Genomic DNA, 25,646 nt, shown 5'->3' on the forward strand with positions numbered 1-25,646 from the left:
GGTATTCCAGATAACGTAGAAGCACAACCAACGGCTAGTTACACAGCACCAAGTAACATAGATGGTAACGGTAACGGTATTGATGATGCTTATGAAGGCTCAGCATTTATTGATAGTCCAGAAAATACAGATGGTACTGATGATCCAGACTATTTAGATACGGACAGTGATAACGATGGTATTGATGATGTATTAGAGGCAGGTCAAGGAGCATTTACTAATACTGATGCTGATGGTGACGGATTAGATGATGGTTTCGATGCGAACATTAACCCAACGCCAGGTACGTCTCAAGATGTAAACGATAACTTAGATTCAGGAGCTTCAGGAACGGATAACAATGATGATCCAAGTACTACAGAAGTAGACTTTAGAGAGGAAATAGATTCAGATGGAGATGGAGTTCCAAACGGTCAAGAAGTAGTAGATGGTACAGATCCAAATGACATATGTAGTTTCGTTTTAGCAAATCAAACGCTTACGCCAATACCAGCATTTAATACATTGGATTGTGATAACGATGGATTAACTAATGCAGAAGAAATTACAGGAACGGATGATCCTAGTACACCGATTGATCCAAATGGAGTTATAACAGATCCATTAGATGAGGATACAGATGGTGATGGAGTACCAGATGGTCAAGAAGCAACTGATGGTACGAATCCAAATGATGTTTGTGATTACAATGCTGCTAATCAGGTAATAGCTAATGTTGAGCAAGCATGGAGTGATGCAGATTGTGATAGTGATGGATTAACTAATGCAGAGGAAACTACAGGTACTGACGATCCAACTACTACCGCTGATCCAAATGGAGTAACTACAGATCCACAAGATCCAGATACAGATGGTGATGGAGTAACCGATGGTCAAGAAGCAATTGATGGAACAGATCCAAACGATGTTTGTGATTACAATGCATCAAGTCAAGTATTAGCTAACGTAGAAGCTTCTTGGAATAATTCAGATTGTGATAATGATGGATTAACCAATGCTGAGGAAACTACAGGAACGGATGATCCTAGTACTCCTGCGAATCCAAATGGAGTAACTACAGATCCACAAGATCCAGACACGGATGGAGATGGAGTTACTGATGGTCAAGAGGCTATAGATGGAACAGATCCAAACAATGTTTGTGATTACGAGGCGGCAAGTCAAGTACTAGCTAATGTAGAGTCAACTTGGAATGATGCGGACTGTGATAGTGACGGTTTAAATAATGAGGAAGAAGCTACTGGAGTTGATGATCCTAGTACGCCAGCTGATCCAAATGGAGCGATAACAGATCCACAAGATCCAGATACAGATGGAGATGGAGTTACTGATGGTCAAGAGGCTATAGATGGAACGAATCCAAATGACCCTTGTGATTATAATGCAGGAAGTCAAGTGTTAGCTAATGTAGATGCATCATGGAACGCTGCGGATTGTGATGGTGACGGATTAACGAATGCAGAAGAAACTACAGGAACAGATGATCCTAGTACCCCAGCTAATCCAAATGGAGTGACTACAGACCCAACAGATTCAGATACAGATGATGATGGAGTTACTGATGGTCAAGAAGCTATAGATGGTACAGATCCAAATGATCCTTGTGATTATAATGCAGCAAGTCAAGTAGTGGCAAATGTTGGAGCAACATGGAACTCAGCGGACTGTGATAGTGATGGATTAACGAATGCAGAAGAAACTACAGGAGTTGATGATCCTAGTACACCAGCAGATCCGAATGGAGCAACAACAGACCCACAAGATCCAGATACAGATGGAGATGGAGTTACTGATGGTCAGGAAGCAATTGATGGTACAGATCCAAATGATGTTTGTGATTATAACACATCGAGTCAAGTGATAGCAAATGTTGAATCATCATGGAATACTGCAGATTGTGATAATGATGGATTAACCAATGCAGAGGAAATTACAGGAACAGACGATCCTAGTACACCAGCTAATCCTAATGGAGCAACAACAGATCCAACAGATTCAGATACAGATGATGATGGAGTAACCGATGGTCAAGAGGCAATAGATAGCACAGATCCAAATGACCCTTGTAGTTACAATGCTACAAGTCAAGTAGTGGCAAATATTGGAGCGACATGGAATGCTGCGGATTGTGATGGAGATGGATTAACTAATGGTGAGGAATTAACAGGAAATGATGATCCTAGTACGCCAGCTGATCCAAATGGAGCAACAACAGATCCAAATGATGCAGATACAGATGGAGATGGAGTTACTGATGGTCAGGAAGCAATTGATGGTACAGATCCAAACGATGTTTGTGATTACAATGTGGCAAGTCAAGTAATAGCAAATGTTGAATCATCATGGAACACTTCAGATTGTGATAACGATGGATTAACGAATGCAGAAGAAACTACAGGAGTTGATGATCCTAGTACCACAGCTAATCCAAATGGAGTGACTACAGATCCAACAGATTCAGATACAGATGATGATGGAGTTACTGACGGTCAAGAGGCAATAGATAGTACAGATCCAAATGACCCTTGTAGTTACAATGCTACAAGTCAAGTAGTGGCAAATATTGGAGCAACATGGAATGCTGCAGATTGTGATGGAGATGGATTAACTAATGGTGAAGAATTAACAGGAAATGATGATCCTAGTACACCAGCTGATCCAAATGGAGAAACAACAGATCCAAGTGATGCAGATACAGATGGAGATGGAGTAACCGATGGCCAAGAGGCAATAGATGGTACAGATCCAAATGATGTTTGTAGCTACAATGCATCAAGTCAAGTATTAGCTAATGTTGAGTCATCATGGAATACTACGGATTGTGATAATGATGGATTAACCAATGCTGAAGAAACTACAGGAACAGATGATCCAAGTACCCCAGCTAATCCAAATGGAGTAACTACTGATCCACAAGATGTAGATACAGATGGAGATGGAGTAACTGATGGTCAAGAAGCTATAGATGGTACAGATCCAAATGATGTTTGTGATTACGAAGCTGCAAGTCAAGTGTTAGTAAATGTTGAATCAACATGGAATGATGCAGATTGTGATGGAGATGGATTGAATAACGAGGAAGAAGCTACAGGAGTTGATGATCCAACTACTCCAGCTGATCCGAATGGAGCAATAACTGACCCACAAGATGCAGATACAGATGGAGATGGAGTTACTGATAGTCAAGAAGCAATAGATGGTACAGATCCAAATGATATTTGTGATTACAATGCTGCAAATCAAGTACTGGCAGATGTAGAGGCGACATGGAACACTTCAGACTGTGATAACGATGGATTAACGAATGCAGAAGAAACTACAGGAACAGATGATCCAAGTACCCCAGCTAATCCAAATGGAGTAACTACAGATCCACAAAATCCAGATACAGATGGGGATGGAGTTACTGATGGTCAAGAAGCAGTAGATGGTACAGATCCAAATGACGGATGTGATTACCAAGGTTCAAGTCAAGATACAGCGTTGGTAGATGCAGCTTGGAATGAGTTAGATTGTGATGGAGATGGATTAAATAATGGAGAAGAATTAACAGGAGTAGATGACCCTGATACCCCATTAGATCCAAATGGAGTAACCACAGATCCGCAAGATGCTGATACTGACAACGATGGTAATTCTGATGCAACAGACCCTAACCCTAATGACCCAACTGCTCAAGACGATACAAGTTTAGCAGAATTAGGAGAGTCAACATTGATAGATATTCTAGCAAATGATGATTACCTAACGAATAATGATCCTAATAATTTAGGTACTACAAGTATAGTTGATACAGGAAATGGTACAGCTCAAGGTACTATCATATTCGATCCAGGAGCAGGAACATTATTATATACTCCATTAGCAGGTGAAGGAGGTCAAACAGTAACAATAGAGTATGAGGTGTGTAATAATGAATCAGGAATGCCAGTTTGTGATACTGCAGTTGTTACTATAATGGTAGCAGATGAGAATGATAGTGATGGTATTTCTAATGCGAATGATATTGATGATGATAATGATGGAATCTTAGATGTAGACGAAACGCCTGGAGGTATTGATCCTGATACTGATGCAGATATGGATGGAGTACCAGTATACTTAGATGATGATGATACTGATCCAACAATTGGAAACAATGACAATGCACCTGAAGCTGGTTTTGATACAGACGATGATGGAGTAGCTAATCATTTAGATATTGATTCAGATGATGATGGTATTCCAGATAATGTAGAAGCTCAACCTACTGTAGGTTATGTACCACCAACAGGAAATGATACTGATGGAGATGGATTAGATGATGCTTATGATACAGATAATGGAGGAACTCCAATAGGAACACCAGTAGATACTGATGCAGATACTATTCCAGATTATTTAGATACAGATTCAGATAATGATAATGTTCCAGATACAGTAGAAGCCTTTGATACAAATGGAGACGGAGTAGCCGATATTGACCCAGTAAGGGTAGATACAGATGGAGATGGATTGGATGACGCTTTCGAAGGAGCTGATTTAGATGACGGATTCGATTCTAATGATGGACTAGATAATGGAGCAAGTGATACGCAAAATTCAGATGATGATGATGTTCCAGACTTTAGAGATACTGATGATGATAATGATGGAGTGTTAACTGTAGAAGAAGATTTAGATGAGTTTGGTAATCCAACTGCCGATCCTGCAAATGTAGATTCAGATGGAGATGGTATTCCTAACTATTTAGATTTAGATGATGATGGAGATGGAGTATTAACATCAGAAGAAAATCCAGATGCAGACGGTGATGGTATTCCAGATGATGCCTTAGATACCGATGGTGATAGTATACCAAACTATCTAGATACTGATGACGATGGTGACGGAGAAGATACAGCAAATGAAGATCCAGACCCAGATGGTAATGGTAATCCAAGTGATGCTGTAGATAGTGATGGAGACGGTATACCAGATTATTTAGATATTTCTGATGATGATATAGAGATCTTTAACGTTTTAACTCTGAATGGTGATGCTTCAAATGACTTCTTTAACATACAAGGTATAACCAATGATGAGTACAGTAATAACACTGTTGAAATCTTTAACCGTTGGGGTAACACCGTGTATAAAGTTCAAGGATATAATAATGCAGATAAGGCATTTAGAGGTATATCAAATGGTAGAGCAACAGTAGTAGAAGATGATAAATTACCAACAGGTACTTACTTCTATGTGATAGATCTAGGCGATGGTTCAGAACCGAGAACAGGATGGTTATACATTAATTCTAAGTAAAAACGACATGAAAAATTATTTCGAAATGAAGAATAATATACAGTATATACTAGTTTTTTTATTAATCACTGTGAGCGCTTTTTCACAACAAGATCCTCAGTACACACAGTACATGTATAATACGATGCGAGTTAATCCAGCCTATGTAGGTACATCAGGCTATACCATAATTACTGGTATTGCCCGTACACAATGGGTTGGTATTGATGGCGCACCAGATTCACAAACACTAAGTTTTGATACTCCACTTGGAAGAAGTGGGGTAGGCTTAGGTGTTAACTTAACAAATGATGAAATTGGTCCCGCTCGTGAATTATATTTTGATGTTAATGCTTCATATACAGTTGAATTAGCAGAAGATAGTAATTTAGCTTTTGGTTTAAAGCTCGGAGGACGTAGTTTAAATGTAGATCCTAACCGAGGAAATCCTAATGATCCTTCTGATCAAGCTTTAGGAGTATTAGATAGGATTTTACCTACTATTGGAGCTGGTGTGTTTTATTATAGGCCTAAATGGTATGTAGGAGCAGCAGTACCAAATTTATTACGTACGGAGCATTATGATGATAATAATTTCGGAGGAGATAGAGTAGCGATAGAACGTTTACATTTCTTCTTAATTGGAGGTTATGTGTTCGATTTAAATGAAAGTATTAAATTTAAACCAGCAACACTTGTCAAAGTAGTTAATGGAGCTCCGCTATCTTTAGACGTTTCGGCTAACTTTATGTTTAATCAAAAATTTACAGCCGGTGTAGCTTGGAGATGGGATGATTCTATTAGTGCTCTATTAGGTTTTCAAGTCACTAAAAATTTGGGAATGGGCTTTGCATATGATTTAACAACTTCAAATTACCAGAGATTTAATTCTGGTACTTATGAATTAATGTTACGCTGGCAGACTATTCCGAAAAAGATACCAAAATCACCAAGATTCTTCTAACCATATAATACACTGTCACATGAAAAGAATATTATATTTATTAACTATTATTAGTATAACAGCAAGTTTTGGACAGCATGCTACAGCAGATCGTTATTTTAAAGAATTTGCGTACAAGAAAACGGCAGATTTATACTTAGACATTCAAAAGAAAGGAGATAATTCCTATGAAGTACTTAGCAGACTTGCTGATTCATATTACTTTAATAGCGATTTTGAAAAAGCAGAACCTTGGTATCAAAAATTAATGAAGAGTCATGAAAAGGATGTTACAGCTACTCATATTTTTAGATATGCACAAACTTTAAGAAGTAATGGTAAAGTTGAAGAATCAGACAAGTGGTTATTAAAAATTAGAGAAGTAGAACGTGATGATAGTCGTCCAAAAGAATTACAAAACCATGCAAGTTATTTTAACGATTATTCTAAGACGAATAGTACATATATCAACGTTCATAATTTATCATCTAATACAAAGTATTCAGATTTTGGAGGTTTTATAGATGAAGATCGTTTTTATTTCTCTTCTACTAAACCTTTAGTTAAGGATAAAAAGACAAAATCAAAAGACATTTACAATTGGAACAACCAACCTTATTTAAATATTTATGGTACCTATTTGGCGGATTTAAAAGGAGGTGAGATTTTAGATGTAGAGCAAGTTAGTAAAATCAATTCGATAAGTACAGAATTTCACGAATCGAATGCAGTGATTACTAAAGATGGAAGAACCATGTTTTTCACCAGAGATAATTACGATGGAAGAAATCTGCAAGGAGATAAAAAGAACATTTCACATTTAAAAATTTATAAAGCAAAAAAATCTGGTAAGAAATGGGCAGATATCAAAGAATTGCCCTTTAATAGTGAAAGTTATTCTGTAGGTCATCCAGCATTAAGCCCAGATGAAAAAACATTATATTTTGTGTCAGACATGCCTTATGGATATGGAGAAACAGACATATATAAAGTAAATATTTATGAAGAAGATGTGTATGGAAAACCAGTAAATTTAGGTAAAGAAATCAATACTGAAGGAAGAGAAATGTTCCCTTTTGTAGGAGCAGATAATACCTTATATTTTTCATCAGATGGTCATTTAGGATTAGGAGCCTTAGATGTTTTTGAATCAAAAATAGAAGAAAAAGCATACACTGAACCTGTTAACCTAGGAAAGCCAGTAAATGGATCGCGTGATGATTTTGCTTTTGTAATTAATAAAGAACTCACTAGAGGCTTTTTCTCATCAAATAGAAAAGGAGGAAAAGGAGATGATGATATTTACAGTTTTACTATAAAGCGTTGTAAAGAGATAATCACAGGAGTAGTTACAGACGTTAAAACAGGGAAACCAATTTCAGGAGCTGAAGTACGATTAATTAATGACATAGGAGAGCCATTACAAGAAGCTATTACTCAAAAAGACGGGCGTTATAGTTTTGAAAGTATAGATTGTGAAAAAAGTTTTACAGTAGTTGCTTCTAAAGACGACTATAGAAATGATCAAAAAGGAACAGCAACAGAAAGTATAGATAACAAATCTATCGTAACTAATTTAGCCTTAGAATCGTTAATTGATAAAGGATTAGCCGGAGCTCAAATAATTATAAAGCCAATTTATTTTGACTTTGATTTATATAACATAAGAGAAGACTCTAAGTATGAATTAGAAAATATTGTAACTGTTATGAAAAACCATCCAGATATGGTGATTCGTATTGAGTCGCATACAGATAGTAGAGGAACAAAAGAGTATAACCGAACACTATCTACCAATAGAGCAAAATCAACAAGAGATTATATCATATCCAGAGGTATTGCACCTAATAGAATTGACAGTGCGGTAGGCTACGGAGAAGACCAGTTATTAAATAACTGTGACGATAGCAATCAAAACAAATGTTCAGAAGAAGAACATCAACGAAATAGAAGATCATATTTCTACATTGTAAAAGGAGGAAAAAATGTCACCTCGAGCAATCAATAGAAAAATATGTTAGTAACTAAGGAAGCGCCTCTGAAAAGAGGCGTTTTTTTTATGGTTTTATTTTTTCTGTAAGAAAAGAATAAACTTAAATAATACAAATAGCTATACGAACTAATATTTTGCTGTTTTAAACCTATAGTTTCAGTATGAATGAATGTGAATTTGATAGAATTTTTTAAGAAACCTTATGTATACCACAACTACTATAATCAAGAAAAAAATGTAACCAATAAGATTCTTTGTGTAATTAGGTATATTGTATTATGTATTGATACCAATAAGGTGTTATGGAAACTTACACTAGATTAAAAAAAAGAGTGATTCAATAAACTTAAAAACAATAAGGGCTAATTTGAATATTAGCCCTTATATACAAAAGTACTTCCCCCACGAATTCTTACACTTGGTAGATTTAATCTTATAATTCAGAATTCAATGATACTCTTTGTTTATTGTGATATAAATGTACTTAAACAATCTTAAATACATCTTGTTTTTTAGATAAAAAAACACAGGAAAAACACTGTTTTTTATGTTGTTTGTTTATTTTTTAACTTTTTTTGTTAAACATTTGTTTTATAAGGGGTTAATTGTCTGTTTCTTTCTCAGAAATATTAATTGATTTAAAAAAAAAGACCATAATAATAACCTGTTTTTAATTCATTTTAAATAGGGTTTTTAAGTATGGAATTCAAAAAAGAAGGCTTATTTTAAACAAGACGAAAGTATCGTGTAGTAATAACTATCTTTACAAACCAAACAAAATTATAATGAAGTTAATTTATCGTAAGGCAGTATTCGCTGTATGTATTTTACTAGCTTTTACAGCTTGTAAAACAGAGGACTCAAAAGAAGTTCAACCTTCTAAGGAAGATATAGTTAAAGAGTCTAAAAAATTAAATGATTTTTTTCAAAAACAATTTCAAGAAACCTTAGACCGTACTCCAATGTATCAATCTTATCTAGGGATAAAGAAGGATGCAGATAAGTGGAATGATTTATCAGATGATTTTTTTGATAAAGAAATAGTATACACCAAAGAAGCATTACAATGGCTAAAAGATTCGATTAATGTAAACGCTTTGGATGAAGCATCAAAATTAAGTTACGATCTGTTTAAACAAAGTATGGAGCAAAAAGTTGCAGATGATAAATATAGGTTATATACGTATCCTGTAAATCAAATGCATGGAATGCAAGCTGAAATTCCAGCATTTTTAATCAACATGCATCAAATTAAAAATCAGAAAGATGCTGAAGATTATATTCGCAGATTAGAAGGAATCAAACCAATGTTTACACAATTAGTAGCTAATTTAAAAAAGCGTCAAGAAGCTGGAATAATGATTCCAAAGTTTGTTTTTGCTAAAGTTTTAGATGACTCTAAGAACTTAATTAAAGGACAACCTTTTGATACTTCTACAACAAAAAGCACACTTTTAAATGATTTTGAAACAAAAGTAAATAAACTAGATATTAAAGAAGAAGACAAGAAATCTTTAATAGCTCAGGCAGTTAAAGCGCTAAAAGAAGATGTACTTGCAGGCTATACAAACTTGATTGAAACACTAGAAGAGCAAGAAAAAGTAGCTTCTACTGATGATGGAGCTTGGAAATTTCCAAACGGTGCTGAGTTCTATAATAATGCACTAAAAAGAACAACAACGACAGATTTAACTGCTGAAGAGATTCATAAAATAGGTTTAGAAGAAGTAGCAAGAATACATGGTGAAATGAAAAAAATCATGGAAAAAGTTGGCTTTAAGGGAACGCTACAGGAGTTTTTTGCATTCATGAAAACCGATAAACAGTTTTATTATGCAGATAGTGATGCTGGAAGAAAAGAATACATGGATAAAGCAGAAAGCATTATAAATACCATGAAAACACGTTTAGATGAATTGTTTATCACTAAGCCTAAAGCAGATTTACAAGTAAAAGCAGTTGAAGCTTTTAGGGAAAAATCAGCAGGAAAAGCATTTTATCAGCAACCAGCATTAGATGGTTCTAGGCCAGGAACATATTATGCAAATATGTATGATATGGCAAGTATGCCATCGTATCAAATGGAAGCTTTAGCATATCATGAAGGAATTCCAGGTCACCATATGCAAATCGCTATTGCTCAAGAATTAAAAGATATGCCAATGTTTAGAAAATTAGGTAGATATACAGCGTATGTTGAAGGTTGGGGACTGTATTCTGAGTATATTCCTAAAGAAATGGGCTTTTATTCAGATCCTTATTCTGATTTTGGTCGCTTAGCTATGGAATTATGGAGAGCTTGTCGTTTAGTAGTTGATACAGGAATCCATGCTAAAAAGTGGACAAGAGAAGAAGGAATTAAATATTATACTGATAATACACCAAATGCGGAATCAGATGCTATTAAAATGGTGGAGCGTCATATTGTGATGCCAAGTCAAGCTACAGCTTACAAAATAGGTATGCTGAAGATCTTAGAACTAAGAGAGAAAGCAAAAAAAGCACTTGGTGATGCGTATGATGTTAGGAAATTTCATGATGTAATGTTAACCAATGGTCCATTGCCACTAAATGTACTAGAAGATTTAGTAGATAAATATATAGCTTCAGAAAAATAGATTAAGTAATAAAAAATCCCGCTCATCGGCGGGATTTTTTATTTATCACTAGTTTTTATTTCTTTTGATTTTTCATCTTTTTTAATACCATCTATAAACTTCTGAAGTCGTTTACCATAGTTAGACTGTTTTACTTTGTCTGTTAAACTATTATTAATGGTGTCTAAAAGATATACATTGGCATCAAAAAGTTCTGATAAAGCTATATATGGAGCAGCTTCAGAATTGTTATTAGAAACTGCAAAATTTGTAGTATATAAAAATCGTCTACGAACCATTCTCTTGTACGCTTTTTCTAAACTATCAACAGCTAAAGAATCATAGGTTTTCCTAGCTTCAATATCTTTAGCAATAAAATCTAAGCGTTGCATTTTAAATTTATGATTGATTTCATTAAAATAATCCATTACCTTTTGATTCTTAGATCCAGATATAGTAGGTTTAAAACCAAATTCTTCAATATTATCTTTAATAGTAATTTCTCCTTCTTCACCAAAAAACATTAAATTTTTAGGTTGATTATCTCCACTTTTAAAAGTTAGATAATACATTACAGGAGAAGTAACATAATCAGAAAGCGTAAAAGTATTCTCTCCAAATAATTGAATTGAATCAACAGATATTAATACTGTATCTTTCATTTTTTGTAAGTATAAGGTTCCTTTTTTTAATCCTTTAATCTCACCTTTCACCAACATGTTTGTTTTTCTTTCTTTGCTACAAGAAAACGCAAGTAAAGAAACAATAGATACTACAATAAATTTTTTCATGGAATCATTATTTTTCGATTGCAAATATGCAGAATTCTAAGAAATTTTTAAGGTCATTTTTATGAAAATATAACACAAATCTAAATATAGAGTTCTTACCTTAACTACTTTAGAAAGGCTTAATTTATCATTTTTTGCCTATAAATTTTATAATAAGCGTAACATTTTGTACTCATGAGTAGTTTTTATAATAGGTATTACAAAAAAGATTATATAATTTGTTACCAACTAAATAAGAACTACATTAACTCCAAATAATGTCTACTACCTCCTTTAACTTTAATAAAAAATATTGGTTCTACTATGGGCTTATTTATATCATTCCTTTTTTTTCAATAGCACAAAATCAAGATAAAGACTCCATCATTATTACTAATGAGATGAAAGATTTTATCTTAAATATTGGGACAAGAAAACAAGTGAAAAAGTTGATACGAAAAACACTTCGTACAGAAAAAGATACTAGCAAATCTCTTGCGTTAGTAAAACTTTTTTTGGAAAGAGGTATTAAAGAAAGGAATGATACTATTCTATATTTTTCTCAATCTCAAAAAGGTTTTATAGCATATAAAAGATCTAATCATATTAATGCAGTCAAAAGTATAAGAAAGGCATTAAAATCAGCAAAAAACTTAAAGGATACAACAAAAATTATTAATAGTAATATACTGTTAGGAAGTTCTTATTATCTCTTGGGAATTTATGATGAAGCTGTAACCTATTATTTGGCAGCTAAGAAGTTTTCTGAGTTCACTAAAGATTATGGATTACAAAGTGTAAGCTCTACAAATATTGCCAACAATAAATTAAAATTAAGTCTAACGGAAGATGCTTTAAAAGGTTATAATAAAGCGTTGGATATTCTAAAAAACAGTGTTAGCGAGGAATTTATAGCATATAAGAGTACAAAACTTAGTGCACTATTAGGAAAAGGAAAATGTTTAGCAGAGCTTGGAAGATTAGATGAAGCCATGGTAACGCTAAATAAACTTGTTAAAGAAGCAGAAAAAGAAAATATTGAAGTTTATAAGGGCTACGCTTATATTAATATTGGAGAAGTATTTTTTCAAAGAAATGAATTTTATAAAGCATTAGGATATTTAAATCAAGCAAAAGAAGTATTAGCTAATAATTCAGGAGCGATAAGTGTAAACATATATATAGCAAATTACTATATCGCAAAATGTTATGTTGAAAATGGAGCTCTTGATAAAGGATTGGAAATTTTAGATATAAACTTTTTTGAGATTGGAAATGCAACTAATATAGATAAAATAGAAGAGATGTATGAGTTAGCCATACATATAACAAAAATTAAAAAAGATCAAACGAAGCAAATTTATTATTACGATAAACTACAGCAAATTATAAAGTTGAAATTAGAAAAAAAACTTACAGCTAAGGATTTATTGTATGAGGAGGATATTAAAGATTTTGAAAAAAGAAACGAAGCACTTAAAAAGGCTAAAAATGAATCAATTATAAATGAAAAAATAACCTTATTTGTTGCTGTTGTATTCATTATAGTATTACTACTTGTATTTTTGAATTATAGAAAAAAAGCAAAAAATAACGAACAACGATTCTTAGCAATTATAAAAGAGTTGGAAAAAAATAAAACTGAGAAAAGGAAAAAAGTAGTTACAAAATATGAGATTAAAGATGAAAAAGCAGAGAAAATATTAGAACAATTACAAACTTTAGAAACTACGCTTTTTTATCTTTCTAAAGAATGTAATTTATATGCCACAGCTAAATTATTAGAAACCAATACGACCTATCTTTCTAAGGCACTTAACAAACGAGGTAAACAAACATTTAACCAATACCTAAATGAACTTCGAGTAAATTATGCATTATTAAAATTAAAAGAAGATCCAATATTTAGATCATATACAATTAGAGCGGTAGCCTCTGAGATAGGTTATAAAAGTCATACCACTTTTATAAAAGTATTTAAGGAAAAAACAGGAGTTACACCTTCATATTACATAAAGAAGTTGGGGTAGTATAGGGTTGTAAATCGTACAAATTTATAAAAATGAAATACCTGTTTTAAAAGAATAGATATATAATCAATACTTTGTTTTCAATTAAAATTTAAAAACCATCTTTATATGAAAACAAAAGAATTTTTGAAGTTATTTTTCTTGTTCTTTTGCGCTACAAATAGTGCACAGCAAGTTAAATTTATTACTGCAGACATTACCATTTCAATAACTGAATCACCAGTTATTAATGAAGAAAATATAGAATTTATATATCCAAATGAATTCGTATTTTACAGAAACGATAATGTTTTTACTAAAGTACACTTGGATAATCAGTCTACACTTAAAAAGATGAGATACTTTAGGTTAGAACTCATAACAGCAAGTATAGATTCATTACCACCAAATATTAGGTGTAAAAATTTTACAGATAACTTAGGAGCTACTGCACCAGTAATAATACCACCTATTGGAGATGATGATGATGAACGTAATAACTTAACAAAAACTAAAGTAAATGATATAATAGCGCTTGACTATCCATTTGTGGTAAAAAAGATGTTATGGTTAAAATCACCAATCAATAAATTCAAATTTAATTTATTGGCATATGATACCAAAGAACGATACTTAAATGATGAATATGGAGTCGATGGAAAATCTGTAGCATGCGCTGTAATAGATATCAAAGTTTTAGATGAAGACAGACCTATTATAAAAGAGAATAAAATACAAACAATCTACCCTAATCCCTTTACGAATCGTATTAATGTTATAACTAACACTGAAAATAAAACAAAACCGAAGATGAAACTCTTTAATGGTTTAGGGAGGCAATTTCCTATTCATTTTTTAGAAAACTCTGAAGATAAAAATTTATATAGGTTAGATACTTCTGGATTAAAAAGAGGAATATATTTTTTCCATATTCAATTAGATAAAGAGATATATACCAAAACAATTAGGAAAGAATAAGATATATATTAGTATTTGCTACAAGAGGCTCTTTGGTAAACTGTTCACCAAACAGCCTTTTTTTGTTGTTATATACTTAATAGCTAATAATTTTTTTAATGATCTTTTCTTGTGTTTAAAAGTGTACAATTTTATAAAAATGAATATAGATTGTTTGTTTTCAGTAGGATAACTTTTCAACTTTGAAGAGTACGTACAAATCATATGAGAGTAAAATATAGTACATATAAAGAGCTCTCAAATTTTAAGGAGTAACCTGAAAATCCTAATCTAAAGAGTAAGGTAATCAAATCAGTTATAATTTATGAAACTAAAAGAAGGATTTAACATCAAAGGAATTAAGATGTTAACCAAAGAGCAAAAGATGAGTTTAAAGGGAGGATTTACAGATCAAGAAGAATGTGAAGCGATGAGTAGACCAGGTGAGTTAGAATGTACATGGACAAACGCTAATGGATGTAAATGTATAAGAACTATAAGACCTTGTTAAGCCTCTATTTTCCTCAATTTAAGAATACCCATTTGGGATAATAAACAAAGTAAAATTTTAAAATAAATTATTATGTTAAAAAATATAACAAAACTTAATAACGTAAAAGAATTAGATAAAGCAGCACAAAATAGTATTAATGGAGGAATGTTCATTTCTTGTACAGGAAGCGAATATTGTCCGCCAGGTCTTACTTGTGTTAATGGAACTTGCCAAAGAGTACACATTTGCTCTTAAAAATTTATGTATAAACATTTAAAATAACTAATTATGTTAAAAAACATTTTAAAACTTGAGGGAACTCATCAATTAAAAAAAGAGCAACAAACAACCATTAAAGGAGGAATACGAATATTCTGTTCTAGAAATTCTGATTGTCCTTGGCTTTGGCCAGTCTGTAGTGATAATGGACACTGCATTTCTGCATAATTTTTTTAAGTAAATACAGAAGGAAATTATTTCGAATTAAAATTTTAAAATCTATGAATACTTTACAAAACTTAAAAAGGACTGGAATAACTTTATTAACTAAGCAAGAGCAGAAATCCATTAAAGGTAATGGATTAATACTTTGTGATGAAGGTTACAACGGATGTACACTTATTGAATTTGCATGTATATGTAGAGAAATATAAGATAGTAAAAGAGACTGAATGATAAATTCAGTCTCTTTTAAACTTATACTTTCGAAGCGGTTTCCATTAAAATTGTACATAAAATAGCGCCATAGGTACCTACTACATATCCAAAAACAGCAAGTAAAACTCCCACTGTAGCTAATGATGGATGAAATGCCGCTGCAACAACTGGAGCACTTGCAGCCCCACCAACGTTAGCCTGACTACCTACTGCTAAAAAGAAATAAGGAGCTTTAATGAGTTTTGCTACCAATATTAGTAAACCAGCATGTATAGTCATCCAAACTAACCCAATAGCAATTAAACCCGGATTTTCAATAATTTTAGATAAATCCATTTTCATTCCTATGGTTGCCACTAAAACATAGATAAATACACTTCCTATTTTACTAGCCCCAGCACCTTCATAATTTTTAGCTTTCGTATAAGAAAGCAGAATCCCAATGGCAGTAGCTATGGTAATCATCCAAAAGAATTTAGAAGAAAAAGAAGAAAATGCAGAAGTTTTATCTGCAACTGCAGCAATATTTTCTTTTAAAAAAGAAGATATGCCTTCAGCACCAAAATGAGCGAGTCCTACCGTACCAAAAGCCAATGCTAGAATAACCATAAGATCAGTTAAGCTTGGGTTTCTAGTTACACTTTCTGCAAACGAACTTACTTTTTCTTTGAGTTCTTCAATAGCTGAATTATCAGCTTTAAGCCAATTATCTATTTTGTCTGATTTACCAATTCCAATAAGTAATAAAGCCATCCATATATTAGCAACTACAATATCTACTAATACCATTCCACCATATTTTTGTGGATTGTATTGATAAATTTCTAGCATGGCTGCTTGATTAGCCCCACCACCAATCCAACTACCTGCTAGTGTGGATAATCCTCTCCAAACTGCATCAAAACCAACACCTTCAACTGTATCAGGAGAAACTAATGAAATTAAAAGAATAGCTATAGGACCTCCAAAAATAATACCAATAGTACCTGTAAAAAATAGAATTAAGGCTTTAGGTCCCAAATTGAAAATAGCTTTTAAATCGATACTTAAGGTCATTAAAACCAAAGAAGCTGGTAATAAAAATCGACTAGCAATGTAATATGTTTTTGAAGTCTCGGCTGAAATTATACCTAAAGAATTAAAAATAGCAGGAAGTAAATAACACATTAATATTCCTGGGATTATTTTGTAAAATTTATTCCAGAATCCCTTTTTTATACTTTCAGTATAAAATACAAATCCAAGACAAAGCATCAAAATACCGAATACTATAGCATCGTTAGTAAATAAAGGTTGATTATCCATAAATGAAGTTTTGTTAAAAATATCGAAATTTATTGATTCTTTTTCTTTCTATGATCTGTACTAATGGCTATTCCCAATTGAATTCTGTCTAAATTTTGATTGTTCACATTAATACTCATATAGCCTAACTGTAATCGAATTACTTTAGAAAGTTGATGTCTAACACCGAATCCAAACCAATTTTGGTTATAGGCTTCTCCCTCAAAATCAAAAAAGATTTCATCATATACATAGGTTGACCATTTTTCTGAAATAGGATGACTCAATCCTAGTTGATACCGAATAAAATGACCTGTTTGTGATCTAAAAAAACGTTGTTCAGCTCTTAAGCGATGCGCAAATTTTAATTTAGAAATACTATGATTTGCTAATACATCTTCATAAATGCGGTGATCACCAAATGTATCACCATCTACGCCAAAAGAAGTATCAGTATTTAAATAAGCGTACCCAACGGTAGCTCCTAATGTTTTATTGATTTTATAATTAGCACCAAAACGAGCTATGAATTGTTGCATATCAGCACCAATTTCAAAAAAACGAAAATGGGCCATAGATTTTATACTAAATTTTTCTGAGACACGATGTGATCCATTATACATGTACCATGCTCCTAATTCTTTTTCAGGATTATTTTGCGAAAAAATAGAAAGGGTAGAAGTAAGGAAGAGAATAATTGAAAAGTATTTTTTCATTAAGTAGTTATTTATAATTTTTGGATTTGTTTGGATATAAAAATACTAATTTTCAATAGTGAAGCACTAAAAGATTTTGAGAAGAGTTATTTCTGTAGTAATAACAAACCCGTTTAATATACGTATTAAACGGGTTTCTCTTATATTCTAAAATAGTTAATGACTCAATTTTTAATTGGTTTTTACAACCTTTTTCGTAAATATGCCTTTATCAGTATGGACTTTCACAATGTACACATTCGCAAAAAGAAAGCTTATGTTAAATGTAGAAATTATTGCAGGATAATAGGCTACTATTCTATCTGCTGTATCATGAATAGTTATATACTGAATTTGAATATCATCAGTTTTCTTAGTGATGTTAAGTAGATCAGATGTAGGGTTCGGAAATAAGGTAAAGAAATCTTCAAATTCAACAGGAATATCTTCTTTCTTGACTTCTACACGTTCAGTATTTGTAATTACAGCAGGATTAAAGTCAAAATAAATTTCAGCTGTATTGTCAATAATATCACCTTCTTTTAGCGTGTCTAAAGTTTTTATTTTGAATAGAATATAACCATCATTAGTAGCATCATCAAAAGGTAAGTTTATATTTTCAAAAGTAAAAGTAACTTCTTTTTCATCTTGAATAGTTGTTCTAAAGTTATGACTAGCATATAGCGGAACCAATGTTTTTATATCTAATTTAGTAGTGTCTATTTTATCTACAATATTTACATCTAAAGCATTAGCTGTACCTTTATTTTCGAATCTAATTAAATAATGTAAGTACTTACCAACATCTTCAGGATCTAGTCGCGTACCTTCTAAACAAGTCTTATCATTAGGATCGTATGAATTCACTACAGTTTGATTCAGTGTCATTGTATTATCATTAGGATTCTGATCTGTAGGAGCACCATTAATCTGTACTTTATAGGTAAGAATATCTCCATCATTAACAGCTGGAGTATCTGTAGGTGTATTTACATTCAATGTTAATAGAATATCTCTGCTTTCATAAGAAGCTAGATTGCTAAAATTCCATGAAAACTGATTGCCACTCGAGGTGGCTACAGGGTTAGAAGTAACCAATGATAAAATATCTTGATTATAATCTAATGTAATATTTCCCGACTGTGTGGTGTTTCCTATGTTTCTATATCGAATTAAATACGAAGTATTAAAACCAGGCCTTGCAGGACTACCATTTGGGATCATGGTAATTTCAAGATCATTATAGGTAACATTTGGGGTTACACATAAATCAATAGTTTTTATAGGTCCTTCATCAGGAAATACAATTTGAGTAGCTAGTAGAGGAGGAGTAAGCGAAAAATCAGTAGGATTTGGAGTCTGGAAGTTAGGAAACATAAAATAATTTCCATCTGGTAAATCAGCCTGATAGTATCCATTTTGATCTGGAAATACGGTTATAGGTGTAATTCCACCTATTCTAAAAATATTAAGATTTAATCCTGAAGTAAAAGGTCTATCACGAAAATCACATCCATTACCATCTATATCTAAACGTACTCTACCAGCAATGAAATTGTTTTTTGTACAATCAGCATTTACAATAAATCCAGAATTGTAATGTAATCGTTGTCCAGGAAGTGCTCTAACTTCTTTTACATGTCTTGGTTGAACACATATGAATTTTAAATTCGGACACTTTTCAAAACTCAAATTTCTAACAGAACCAGCATAACCTGATAAAAATGCTTTTTTAATTCTTGGGTTATTACTAAATGATAGTGCCCCGATCTTAGCATCTCTAGTATCTAAATATTCTAAATTATTGTTGTATATATTTAAGCCTAGAAAAGATGTGTTTTTACCCAATTTCAACGAGCTAATTCTTCCTCTAGATAATTCAGCTAGCCTAAGTAACAAGTTATTACTAAGGTCTAAACTAGTATAGGTTCCATATGCCAATCGTAAACGTTCTAACTTTATGTTTGCACTTAAGTCAACAGTGAAACTAACTCTATCTAAATGTAAGTCTGTTAAGTTTAGCGTATTGCTTAAATCAATACTATTCGCATTATACGTATGTACTTTTAGTTTCTTTAAGTTTGTTAATTTACTTACATCTAAACTTGTAGTTACTTTTTGGAGTTCAATTTCTTCCAAAAGAACAGCATCACTTAGATCGAATAGGCTTAAATTAGTATTTATAACTGTTAGCTTTTTTAATAAACTTAAGTTTGTTAAATCTATTCCAGAAATTCCAGCGTTGATATAAATTTCTTCCAATAGTGTATTATTACTTAAGTCTACAACTAAGGGAGAACTCAAAAAAAGATTACCACTGATGTTTATTTTTTTTAAGTTTTTGAAATGCTTTATATCTGAAAGACTAGTAAGACTTGCATTAATGTTAATAGTCGGCAATAACGTTACTAAATCTGCTTCTGTAAGACTAATTTCTCCATCATTATCAATATCTATAACATTAGGAAGTACAACTTGTCGTTTAAATTCAGTGTCAACAAAGCTGATATTTTGAGCATAAAAATTGAATACACAGCAAAGTATGCTGAGTAGTGTTAGTTTTTGTTTCATTTTCGTATTTTTTATATGGTTGATTTCATACAAAAATACTTGGCAATAAAAGATGGTGAATCACCCGTTTTGGGTGGTTTTTTTCAATACAAAAAAAAACTTCATTCGAATAGAATGAAGTTTTTGGGTTAAAAAAATATTATGTAGTAATTTACTTTTTATCTAAAGTAAATTGTTTTGTTGTTTTAAAAGGTGATAATGTTACCTTTTCCATTTCTTTTTTATACTCAGGCCAATCTTTAGCAAAGAAAGCATTTGTTTTTTCTAATGCTTCTTGTAATGAATTTTTAAATTGATTAATTAATCGTTGTTCAGTTGGTGTTTGATTACCATATCTACTACCTACATACCAATAAGCGGCACCTAATCTTTGATTTACATTAGGCTTAGGACTACGAATTATTCCTTGTCTTTTATCGACCTTTCCTAGATATAAATCTAAAATAGAGTTTATCTTTTTCACTGCATCTTCACAAGAAACAATTTCAAACTTATATTTCTCTTTGTCTTTTGTTTTAAATTTTTTCTGATATGCATTTGCAATATCTTTACTTTCTACTAGCTGATTTACAGCATCGGCTAATACTTTTTGATGCTTTTCTAATTTTTTAGCTGTATTATATTTTTCTTGAATTGCAGCTGTAGACATCGATAACCTAGGATCGTATGTAACTGTAATATTTTGTGAAGCTGTTTGATCTCCAAAAGTAGCTTTAATAGTATAGATCCCTGGTTTTACCTTAATCCCTTTAGGTTCAGTTTTTTGTTTTTTTATTTTTCTAGAAGCAGGAACAATACCTTTTTCATCCATTCCCCAAGTAAGTTGATGTATACCATTCTTTTTAGGAGTTTTTTGTTTTAAAGTACGGATAAGTCGTGTTCCATCATAAATATCAAATTGTATAGAATCCCACTTAATTGTGTTTGTTTCTTCTTTTTTATCCTTGTCTTTTGGGATTTTAGGTCCTTTTCTTAGTTCATCACTAATATTTACATAATATTTGATATGAGCTCCTTTAGCTTTATTTTTTCCATTAAACAGAGCATCACCACCAAATCGAGTACCAGACGGTTGTTGGTAGCTAGCATCATATCCTGTTGGTGGAGCAAATACATCAAACTTTTTAGTAAGTATATTTTTGTTTGAAGCTATGGTACGTAACGGACGGATATCATCCAATACCCATGCAGCTCTACCAAAAGTTCCAATCACCAAGTCATGTTCTCTAGGTTGAATTACTAAATCTTTTACAGGAACTGTTGGGAATCCTGAAGTCCATTTAGTCCATTGTTGTCCAGCATCCACAGAAACATACAAACCATCATCTGTTCCTAAGAATAATAGATTTGATTCAATTGGGTCTTCTACAATACATAAAGTATAGCTTTTTACATCATTTTGATCTACGATACGTTCCCAGGTTTTTCCATAATTTTTAGTTCTAAAAGCATATGGAGTATAATTAAAACGACGATAATCGTTAGCAATTAATAAAGCTTCTCCTTTATTTTTATTTGATGCTTTGATTTGCACAATCCAACTACCTTCAGGCAGCCCTTTAATGTTTTTAGAAACATTAGCCCATGATGTCCCTCCATTTTGGGTAACGTGAACTTGTCCATCATCAGTAGCGGCCCAAAGCATATCTTTCTCTACAGGAGAAGGCTCAATCACTAAAACAGTACAATAATTTTCTGCTCCTGTAGCATCCATAGTTAATCCGCCACTTTCATGTTGCTTTTGTTTGTTTTTATCATTTGTGGTTAAATCAGGAGAAATGATTTCCCAAGTCAATCCTTTATCGGTAGATTTATGGACAAACTGACTTCCAAAATAAATAGTACTATTATCAAAAGGATCAATATTAATAGCGGAATTCCAGTTGAAACGTAATTGTACAGTTGGATCAGGGTGTGTAGGTCTAACGGTATAATTATTTCCAGTAAGGTGATCATATCGAGATACAAAACCTTGCTGACTCATAGACCATCCATAACGAGAATCGTCTTTATCAGGAACAACATCAAAGCCATCGCCAAAACTAATTTCTTGCCAGTATGAATTTCTTATCCCTTGAGCTCTCCATACATACGCTGGTCCTCTCCAAGAACCATTATCTTGCATACCACCATACACGTTATATGGATATTCATTATCAACAGCAATATGATAGAACTGAGCAACAGGAAGATTGCCAATAAAACGCCATGTTTTTCCACCATCTTTAGTAATGTTTAATCCACCATCATTACCATCAATCATAAATTTTCCATTTTCAGGATGAATCCACCAAGCATGATGATCAGGGTGAACTCCATTATTAGCACCATAAGCTGGCATTAATTGCTTAAAACTTTTACCACCGTCTTCAGAAACATTCACATAGGTGAAAATGCTATATATCCTATTTTCATTTTGAGGATCAGTAAAAATGTCTGAATAATAAAAAGGGCGGTTTCCAATCCCTTTCTTATCATTAATTTTTTTCCACATAAACCCACCATCTTCACTTTTGTATAAAGCATTCTTTGTAGCTTCAACTAAAGCATAAATAACATTAGGATTACTTCTAGAAATTGAAACTCCGATTCTTCCTAGGTCTCCTTTAGGAAAACCTTCTTTATCCGTTATTTTTTTCCAGTTTTCACCACCATCGTGAGTAATGTATAATCCACTACCTTTTCCTCCAGATTTAAAAAACCAAGGATCACGTTTGTGTTCCCACATTGCTGCTATTAATTTATTAGGATTGGAAGGATCGATAATTAAATCAGCAGCTCCAGTTTTTATATTATTATACAATATTTTTTTCCAGGTTTTACCACCGTCAGTAGTTTTATAAACTCCTCTTTCAGAATGTTCTCCCCATGGAGAACCGATAGCAGCAACATATACGATATTTGGATTGTTAGGGTGAATAATAACACGATGAATATGACGTGTTTTTTCAAGTCCCATGGCTTTCCAAGTTTTACCTGCATCTAATGATTTGTATATCCCGTATCCGCCATTTAAGCTATTACGAGGATTACCTTCTCCAGTACCCACCCAAATTACACTAGGGTTGGATTGTTGAATAGCTACTGCACCGATAGAAGCCGTTACTTCTTTATCAAAAATAGGATCCCACTTGATACCTCCAGAAGTAGATTTCCATAAACCACCAGATGCAGTACCTACATACATAATATCTGGATTTTTATGTACAACATCTATAGAAGTAACTCTTCCACTCATTCCACCAGGACCAATATTTCTTGGTTTCATAGTTTTAAATAAGTCCATAGAAAAGTCCTGAGCCACTACTACGTTAGAAAATAGTAATAACAGTGGCAAAATATATTTTTTCATGAAAAGTAATTTAGTTGATTAAGGCCAATAAAAATACGGCTAATTCAACAGTAAAATCTTAAAAAAGTGTTAATGCAAAAAAGAAGACTATTCGTCTTCTTTTTTCTTAGGTTCTCGTTTAGCTTCTTTTAAAGCTTGCATCAGCATCCACTCAATTTGTCCGTTGGTAGAACGAAATTCGTCGGCTGCCCATTTTTCAATAGCTTTGAGCATATCTTCTTGAATCCGTAATGCAAATGCTTTTTTCTTGGCCATAAATTTTATATATGGATTATAAATTCAATATTTTAAAATTATCTATTCTTATCTCTTTCTAAAACAGCATTTACTGTTCCGTTAATATCAGAGTAAACATTAACAACTCGCCAACCTTGTTTTGCGTGGCTGTTTAATTCATCTTCAAATTTTTGTTTGGCTTTTCTCCAACTAAACTTTGGAGATATTAATTTATACTCTTTCATATTTCTTCTTTGTTAATTAATACTCTTGAATTTCTTTTTTTAATCGCTGCTAAAAAAGGTTCTAATTGGTTTTCGTATTTTCTGAAATTTAAATCCTTGTTTTTACGATTAGAAAATTCTAAAGATACAGAATGACTCAATTCTTCTTGATCAGTATCCATTGCAATAGTAACTTTTTCAATTTCATTAATAATTAGTTTTTTATTTGATTTTGTTCGGAATAAAAAATAATATATGGCATCCAGATATGAAAAAACGGCTACAACTAACACTATTAGCATCAGATAAAATCCAAAATTACTCAAAGTTGCATCATCTTCAACATCCTTTATAACTAGAGCAGCTAAACTAATTATAGTAAATAATTGAATGGTTGTACTATTTTTTTGATTTTCAGTTTTTGTGTAAAATAACTGTTCGTTATTCATTGCTATAACCCCATCAGTTAATATAAATTTTTCCATCTTTCTAATGATTTAAAGTTCCTGTATTTACAACTGGAGATGCTTCTTTATCACCACATAAAATAACCATAAGATTACTCACCATAGCAGCTTTACGTTCTTCATCCAATTCAACAATTTCTTTCTTATTCAATTCTTCTAAAGCCATTTCTACCATGCTAACGGCACCTTCAACAATTTTATGTCGTGCTGCTACAATAGCAGTAGCTTGTTGTCTTTTCAGCATGGCATTAGCAATTTCTTGTGCATACGCTAAATATCCAATTCTAGCTTCTAATACTTCTATTCCAGCTATAGCTAAACGTTCTTCTAATTCTTTTTCTAAAGTTTCACTTACCTCATTTACACTAGAGCGTAAGGTAATGTCTTCTTTATGTCCTTCGTCAGCAAAATTATCGTATGGATACATACTTGCTAACTTTCTAACAGCAGCATCGGTTTGTACTCTAACAAAGTGCTCATAATTATCGACGTCAAAAGCAGCCTTGTAAGTATCAGTAACCCTCCAAACTAAGATGGTACTGATCATAACGGGATTTCCTAACTTATCATTTACTTTCAAACGTTCACTGTCAAAATTACTAGCTCTAAGGGAAATTTTCTTCTTGGTATAAAAAGGATTAGCCCAGTATAAACCATTTTGTTTGATGGTTCCCATATACTTTCCGAAAAGTAATACCACTTTAGAAGTATTGGGATTGACTAAGATGAATCCGAAAAGCATTACAATAGATATGAAAATAGTAATTCCGAATAAGGGATTTTTCAATTTTACAATTGCAGCAATACTGCCAAAGAATAAAACGAAAAAAACAAGTAACATTAAATAGCCATTTGCAGGTTTGATGATTTTCTCTGTTTTCATAATTTAATTAATTTGATATTATTTTGATATCATAAATATATTAAAATTTTTCATAATTACAAGTTTTTGAAAATGAGCGAGTTTTTGTAGGTAAGAGTATTATGTGTAAAAAGTATAATGATTTATAGAGGTTTTGTATGTCGTAAATCATGATATTTTCAGTGTTTTATTTGATTTTATGGGGATTGCAAAATATACAGATAAGAAATAAAATGTATGTTTTTAAGCAAGTAGTTAACGTGAATTTTTCTTAAAGAAATTTGTGTCACTTCT

General features: G+C 32.3%; 19 protein-coding genes. 10 read left to right on the top strand and 9 right to left on the bottom strand.

Annotated features, from left to right (window positions below; translation table 11 throughout):
• The 4 genes from BVC87_RS21490 to BVC87_RS21505 form a co-directional block, all read left to right on the top strand.
• On the top strand, positions 1–5,283 hold a 5,283-nt coding region (locus BVC87_RS21490; protein WP_075344467.1), incomplete at its 5' end, for a T9SS type B sorting domain-containing protein.
• Between the two features lie 7 nt (positions 5,284–5,290).
• Positions 5,291–6,226: a PorP/SprF family type IX secretion system membrane protein gene (locus BVC87_RS21495; protein ID WP_075344483.1), complete on the top strand. Its 936-nt coding sequence runs from the start codon at positions 5,291–5,293 to the stop codon at positions 6,224–6,226.
• A 19-nt stretch (positions 6,227–6,245) separates the two neighbouring features.
• Positions 6,246–8,213 carry an OmpA family protein gene (locus BVC87_RS21500; RefSeq protein WP_075344468.1) on the top strand — a complete coding sequence of 656 codons (1,968 nt, stop codon included), beginning with the start codon at positions 6,246–6,248 and terminating at the stop codon, positions 8,211–8,213.
• Between the two features lie 770 nt (positions 8,214–8,983).
• Entirely contained in the window at positions 8,984–10,816 is a 1,833-nt protein-coding gene (locus tag BVC87_RS21505) for a DUF885 domain-containing protein (protein WP_099098873.1), read from the top strand.
• 38 nt (positions 10,817–10,854) lie between these two features.
• On the opposite strand, the gene BVC87_RS21510 is transcribed toward BVC87_RS21505, so the two are convergent.
• Positions 10,855–11,586 carry a DUF4369 domain-containing protein gene (locus BVC87_RS21510; RefSeq protein WP_075344470.1) on the bottom strand — a complete coding sequence of 244 codons (732 nt, stop codon included), beginning with the start codon at positions 11,584–11,586 and terminating at the stop codon, positions 10,855–10,857.
• Between the two features lie 257 nt (positions 11,587–11,843).
• Here BVC87_RS21510 and BVC87_RS21515 point away from each other — a divergent pair, with 257 nt between their 5' ends.
• From BVC87_RS21515 to BVC87_RS23595, 6 genes are all read left to right on the top strand, one after another.
• Positions 11,844–13,595, top strand: a complete 1,752-nt coding sequence (locus BVC87_RS21515; RefSeq protein ID WP_075344471.1) for a response regulator transcription factor — start codon at positions 11,844–11,846, stop codon at positions 13,593–13,595.
• A 108-nt stretch (positions 13,596–13,703) separates the two neighbouring features.
• Positions 13,704–14,552, top strand: a complete 849-nt coding sequence (locus BVC87_RS21520) for a T9SS type A sorting domain-containing protein (protein ID WP_075344472.1) — start codon at positions 13,704–13,706, stop codon at positions 14,550–14,552.
• Between the two features lie 304 nt (positions 14,553–14,856).
• A complete protein-coding gene (locus BVC87_RS21525; RefSeq protein ID WP_075344473.1) occupies positions 14,857–15,042 on the top strand; it encodes a hypothetical protein in 186 nt (61 codons plus the stop codon).
• Between the two features lie 72 nt (positions 15,043–15,114).
• A complete protein-coding gene (locus BVC87_RS23585) occupies positions 15,115–15,279 on the top strand; it encodes a hypothetical protein (RefSeq protein WP_159439401.1) in 165 nt (54 codons plus the stop codon).
• A 33-nt stretch (positions 15,280–15,312) separates the two neighbouring features.
• Positions 15,313–15,471, top strand: a complete 159-nt coding sequence (locus tag BVC87_RS23590) for a hypothetical protein (protein WP_159439402.1) — start codon at positions 15,313–15,315, stop codon at positions 15,469–15,471.
• 53 nt (positions 15,472–15,524) lie between these two features.
• On the top strand, positions 15,525–15,677 hold the full coding sequence (locus BVC87_RS23595) for a hypothetical protein (protein ID WP_159439403.1): 153 nt from the start codon (positions 15,525–15,527) through the stop codon (positions 15,675–15,677).
• Positions 15,678–15,720: 43 nt separating this feature from the next.
• Here the strand turns inward: BVC87_RS23595 and BVC87_RS21535 are convergent, their stop codons facing one another.
• The 8 genes from BVC87_RS21535 to BVC87_RS21570 form a co-directional block, all read right to left on the bottom strand.
• Positions 15,721–16,986, bottom strand: a complete 1,266-nt coding sequence (locus BVC87_RS21535; RefSeq protein ID WP_075344475.1) for a DUF819 family protein — start codon at positions 16,984–16,986, stop codon at positions 15,721–15,723.
• 29 nt (positions 16,987–17,015) lie between these two features.
• A complete protein-coding gene (locus BVC87_RS21540) occupies positions 17,016–17,681 on the bottom strand; it encodes a DUF2490 domain-containing protein (RefSeq protein WP_075344476.1) in 666 nt (221 codons plus the stop codon).
• A gap of 171 nt (positions 17,682–17,852) precedes the next feature.
• Positions 17,853–20,231 (bottom strand): DUF7619 domain-containing protein, encoded by a 2,379-nt coding sequence (locus BVC87_RS21545; RefSeq protein WP_075344477.1) that lies wholly within the window; start codon positions 20,229–20,231, stop codon positions 17,853–17,855.
• Positions 20,232–20,382: 151 nt separating this feature from the next.
• Positions 20,383–23,583 (bottom strand): WD40/YVTN/BNR-like repeat-containing protein, encoded by a 3,201-nt coding sequence (locus tag BVC87_RS21550; protein WP_075344478.1) that lies wholly within the window; start codon positions 23,581–23,583, stop codon positions 20,383–20,385.
• A gap of 87 nt (positions 23,584–23,670) precedes the next feature.
• Positions 23,671–23,838 (bottom strand): Arc family DNA-binding protein, encoded by a 168-nt coding sequence (locus BVC87_RS21555; RefSeq protein WP_075344479.1) that lies wholly within the window; start codon positions 23,836–23,838, stop codon positions 23,671–23,673.
• Positions 23,839–23,876: 38 nt separating this feature from the next.
• Positions 23,877–24,044, bottom strand: a complete 168-nt coding sequence (locus tag BVC87_RS21560) for a DUF4177 domain-containing protein (protein ID WP_075344480.1) — start codon at positions 24,042–24,044, stop codon at positions 23,877–23,879.
• Positions 24,041–24,508 (bottom strand): hypothetical protein, encoded by a 468-nt coding sequence (locus BVC87_RS21565; RefSeq protein WP_075344481.1) that lies wholly within the window; start codon positions 24,506–24,508, stop codon positions 24,041–24,043. The genes BVC87_RS21560 and BVC87_RS21565 overlap by 4 nt, the downstream gene beginning before the upstream one ends.
• 4 nt (positions 24,509–24,512) lie before the next feature.
• Positions 24,513–25,373: an SPFH domain-containing protein gene (locus BVC87_RS21570; RefSeq protein ID WP_075344482.1), complete on the bottom strand. Its 861-nt coding sequence runs from the start codon at positions 25,371–25,373 to the stop codon at positions 24,513–24,515.
• Positions 25,374–25,646: the final 273 nt, after the last annotated feature.

This window comes from Tenacibaculum agarivorans (assembly GCF_001936575.1).
Taxonomy (GTDB): Bacteria; Bacteroidota; Bacteroidia; order Flavobacteriales; family Flavobacteriaceae; genus Polaribacter; species Polaribacter agarivorans.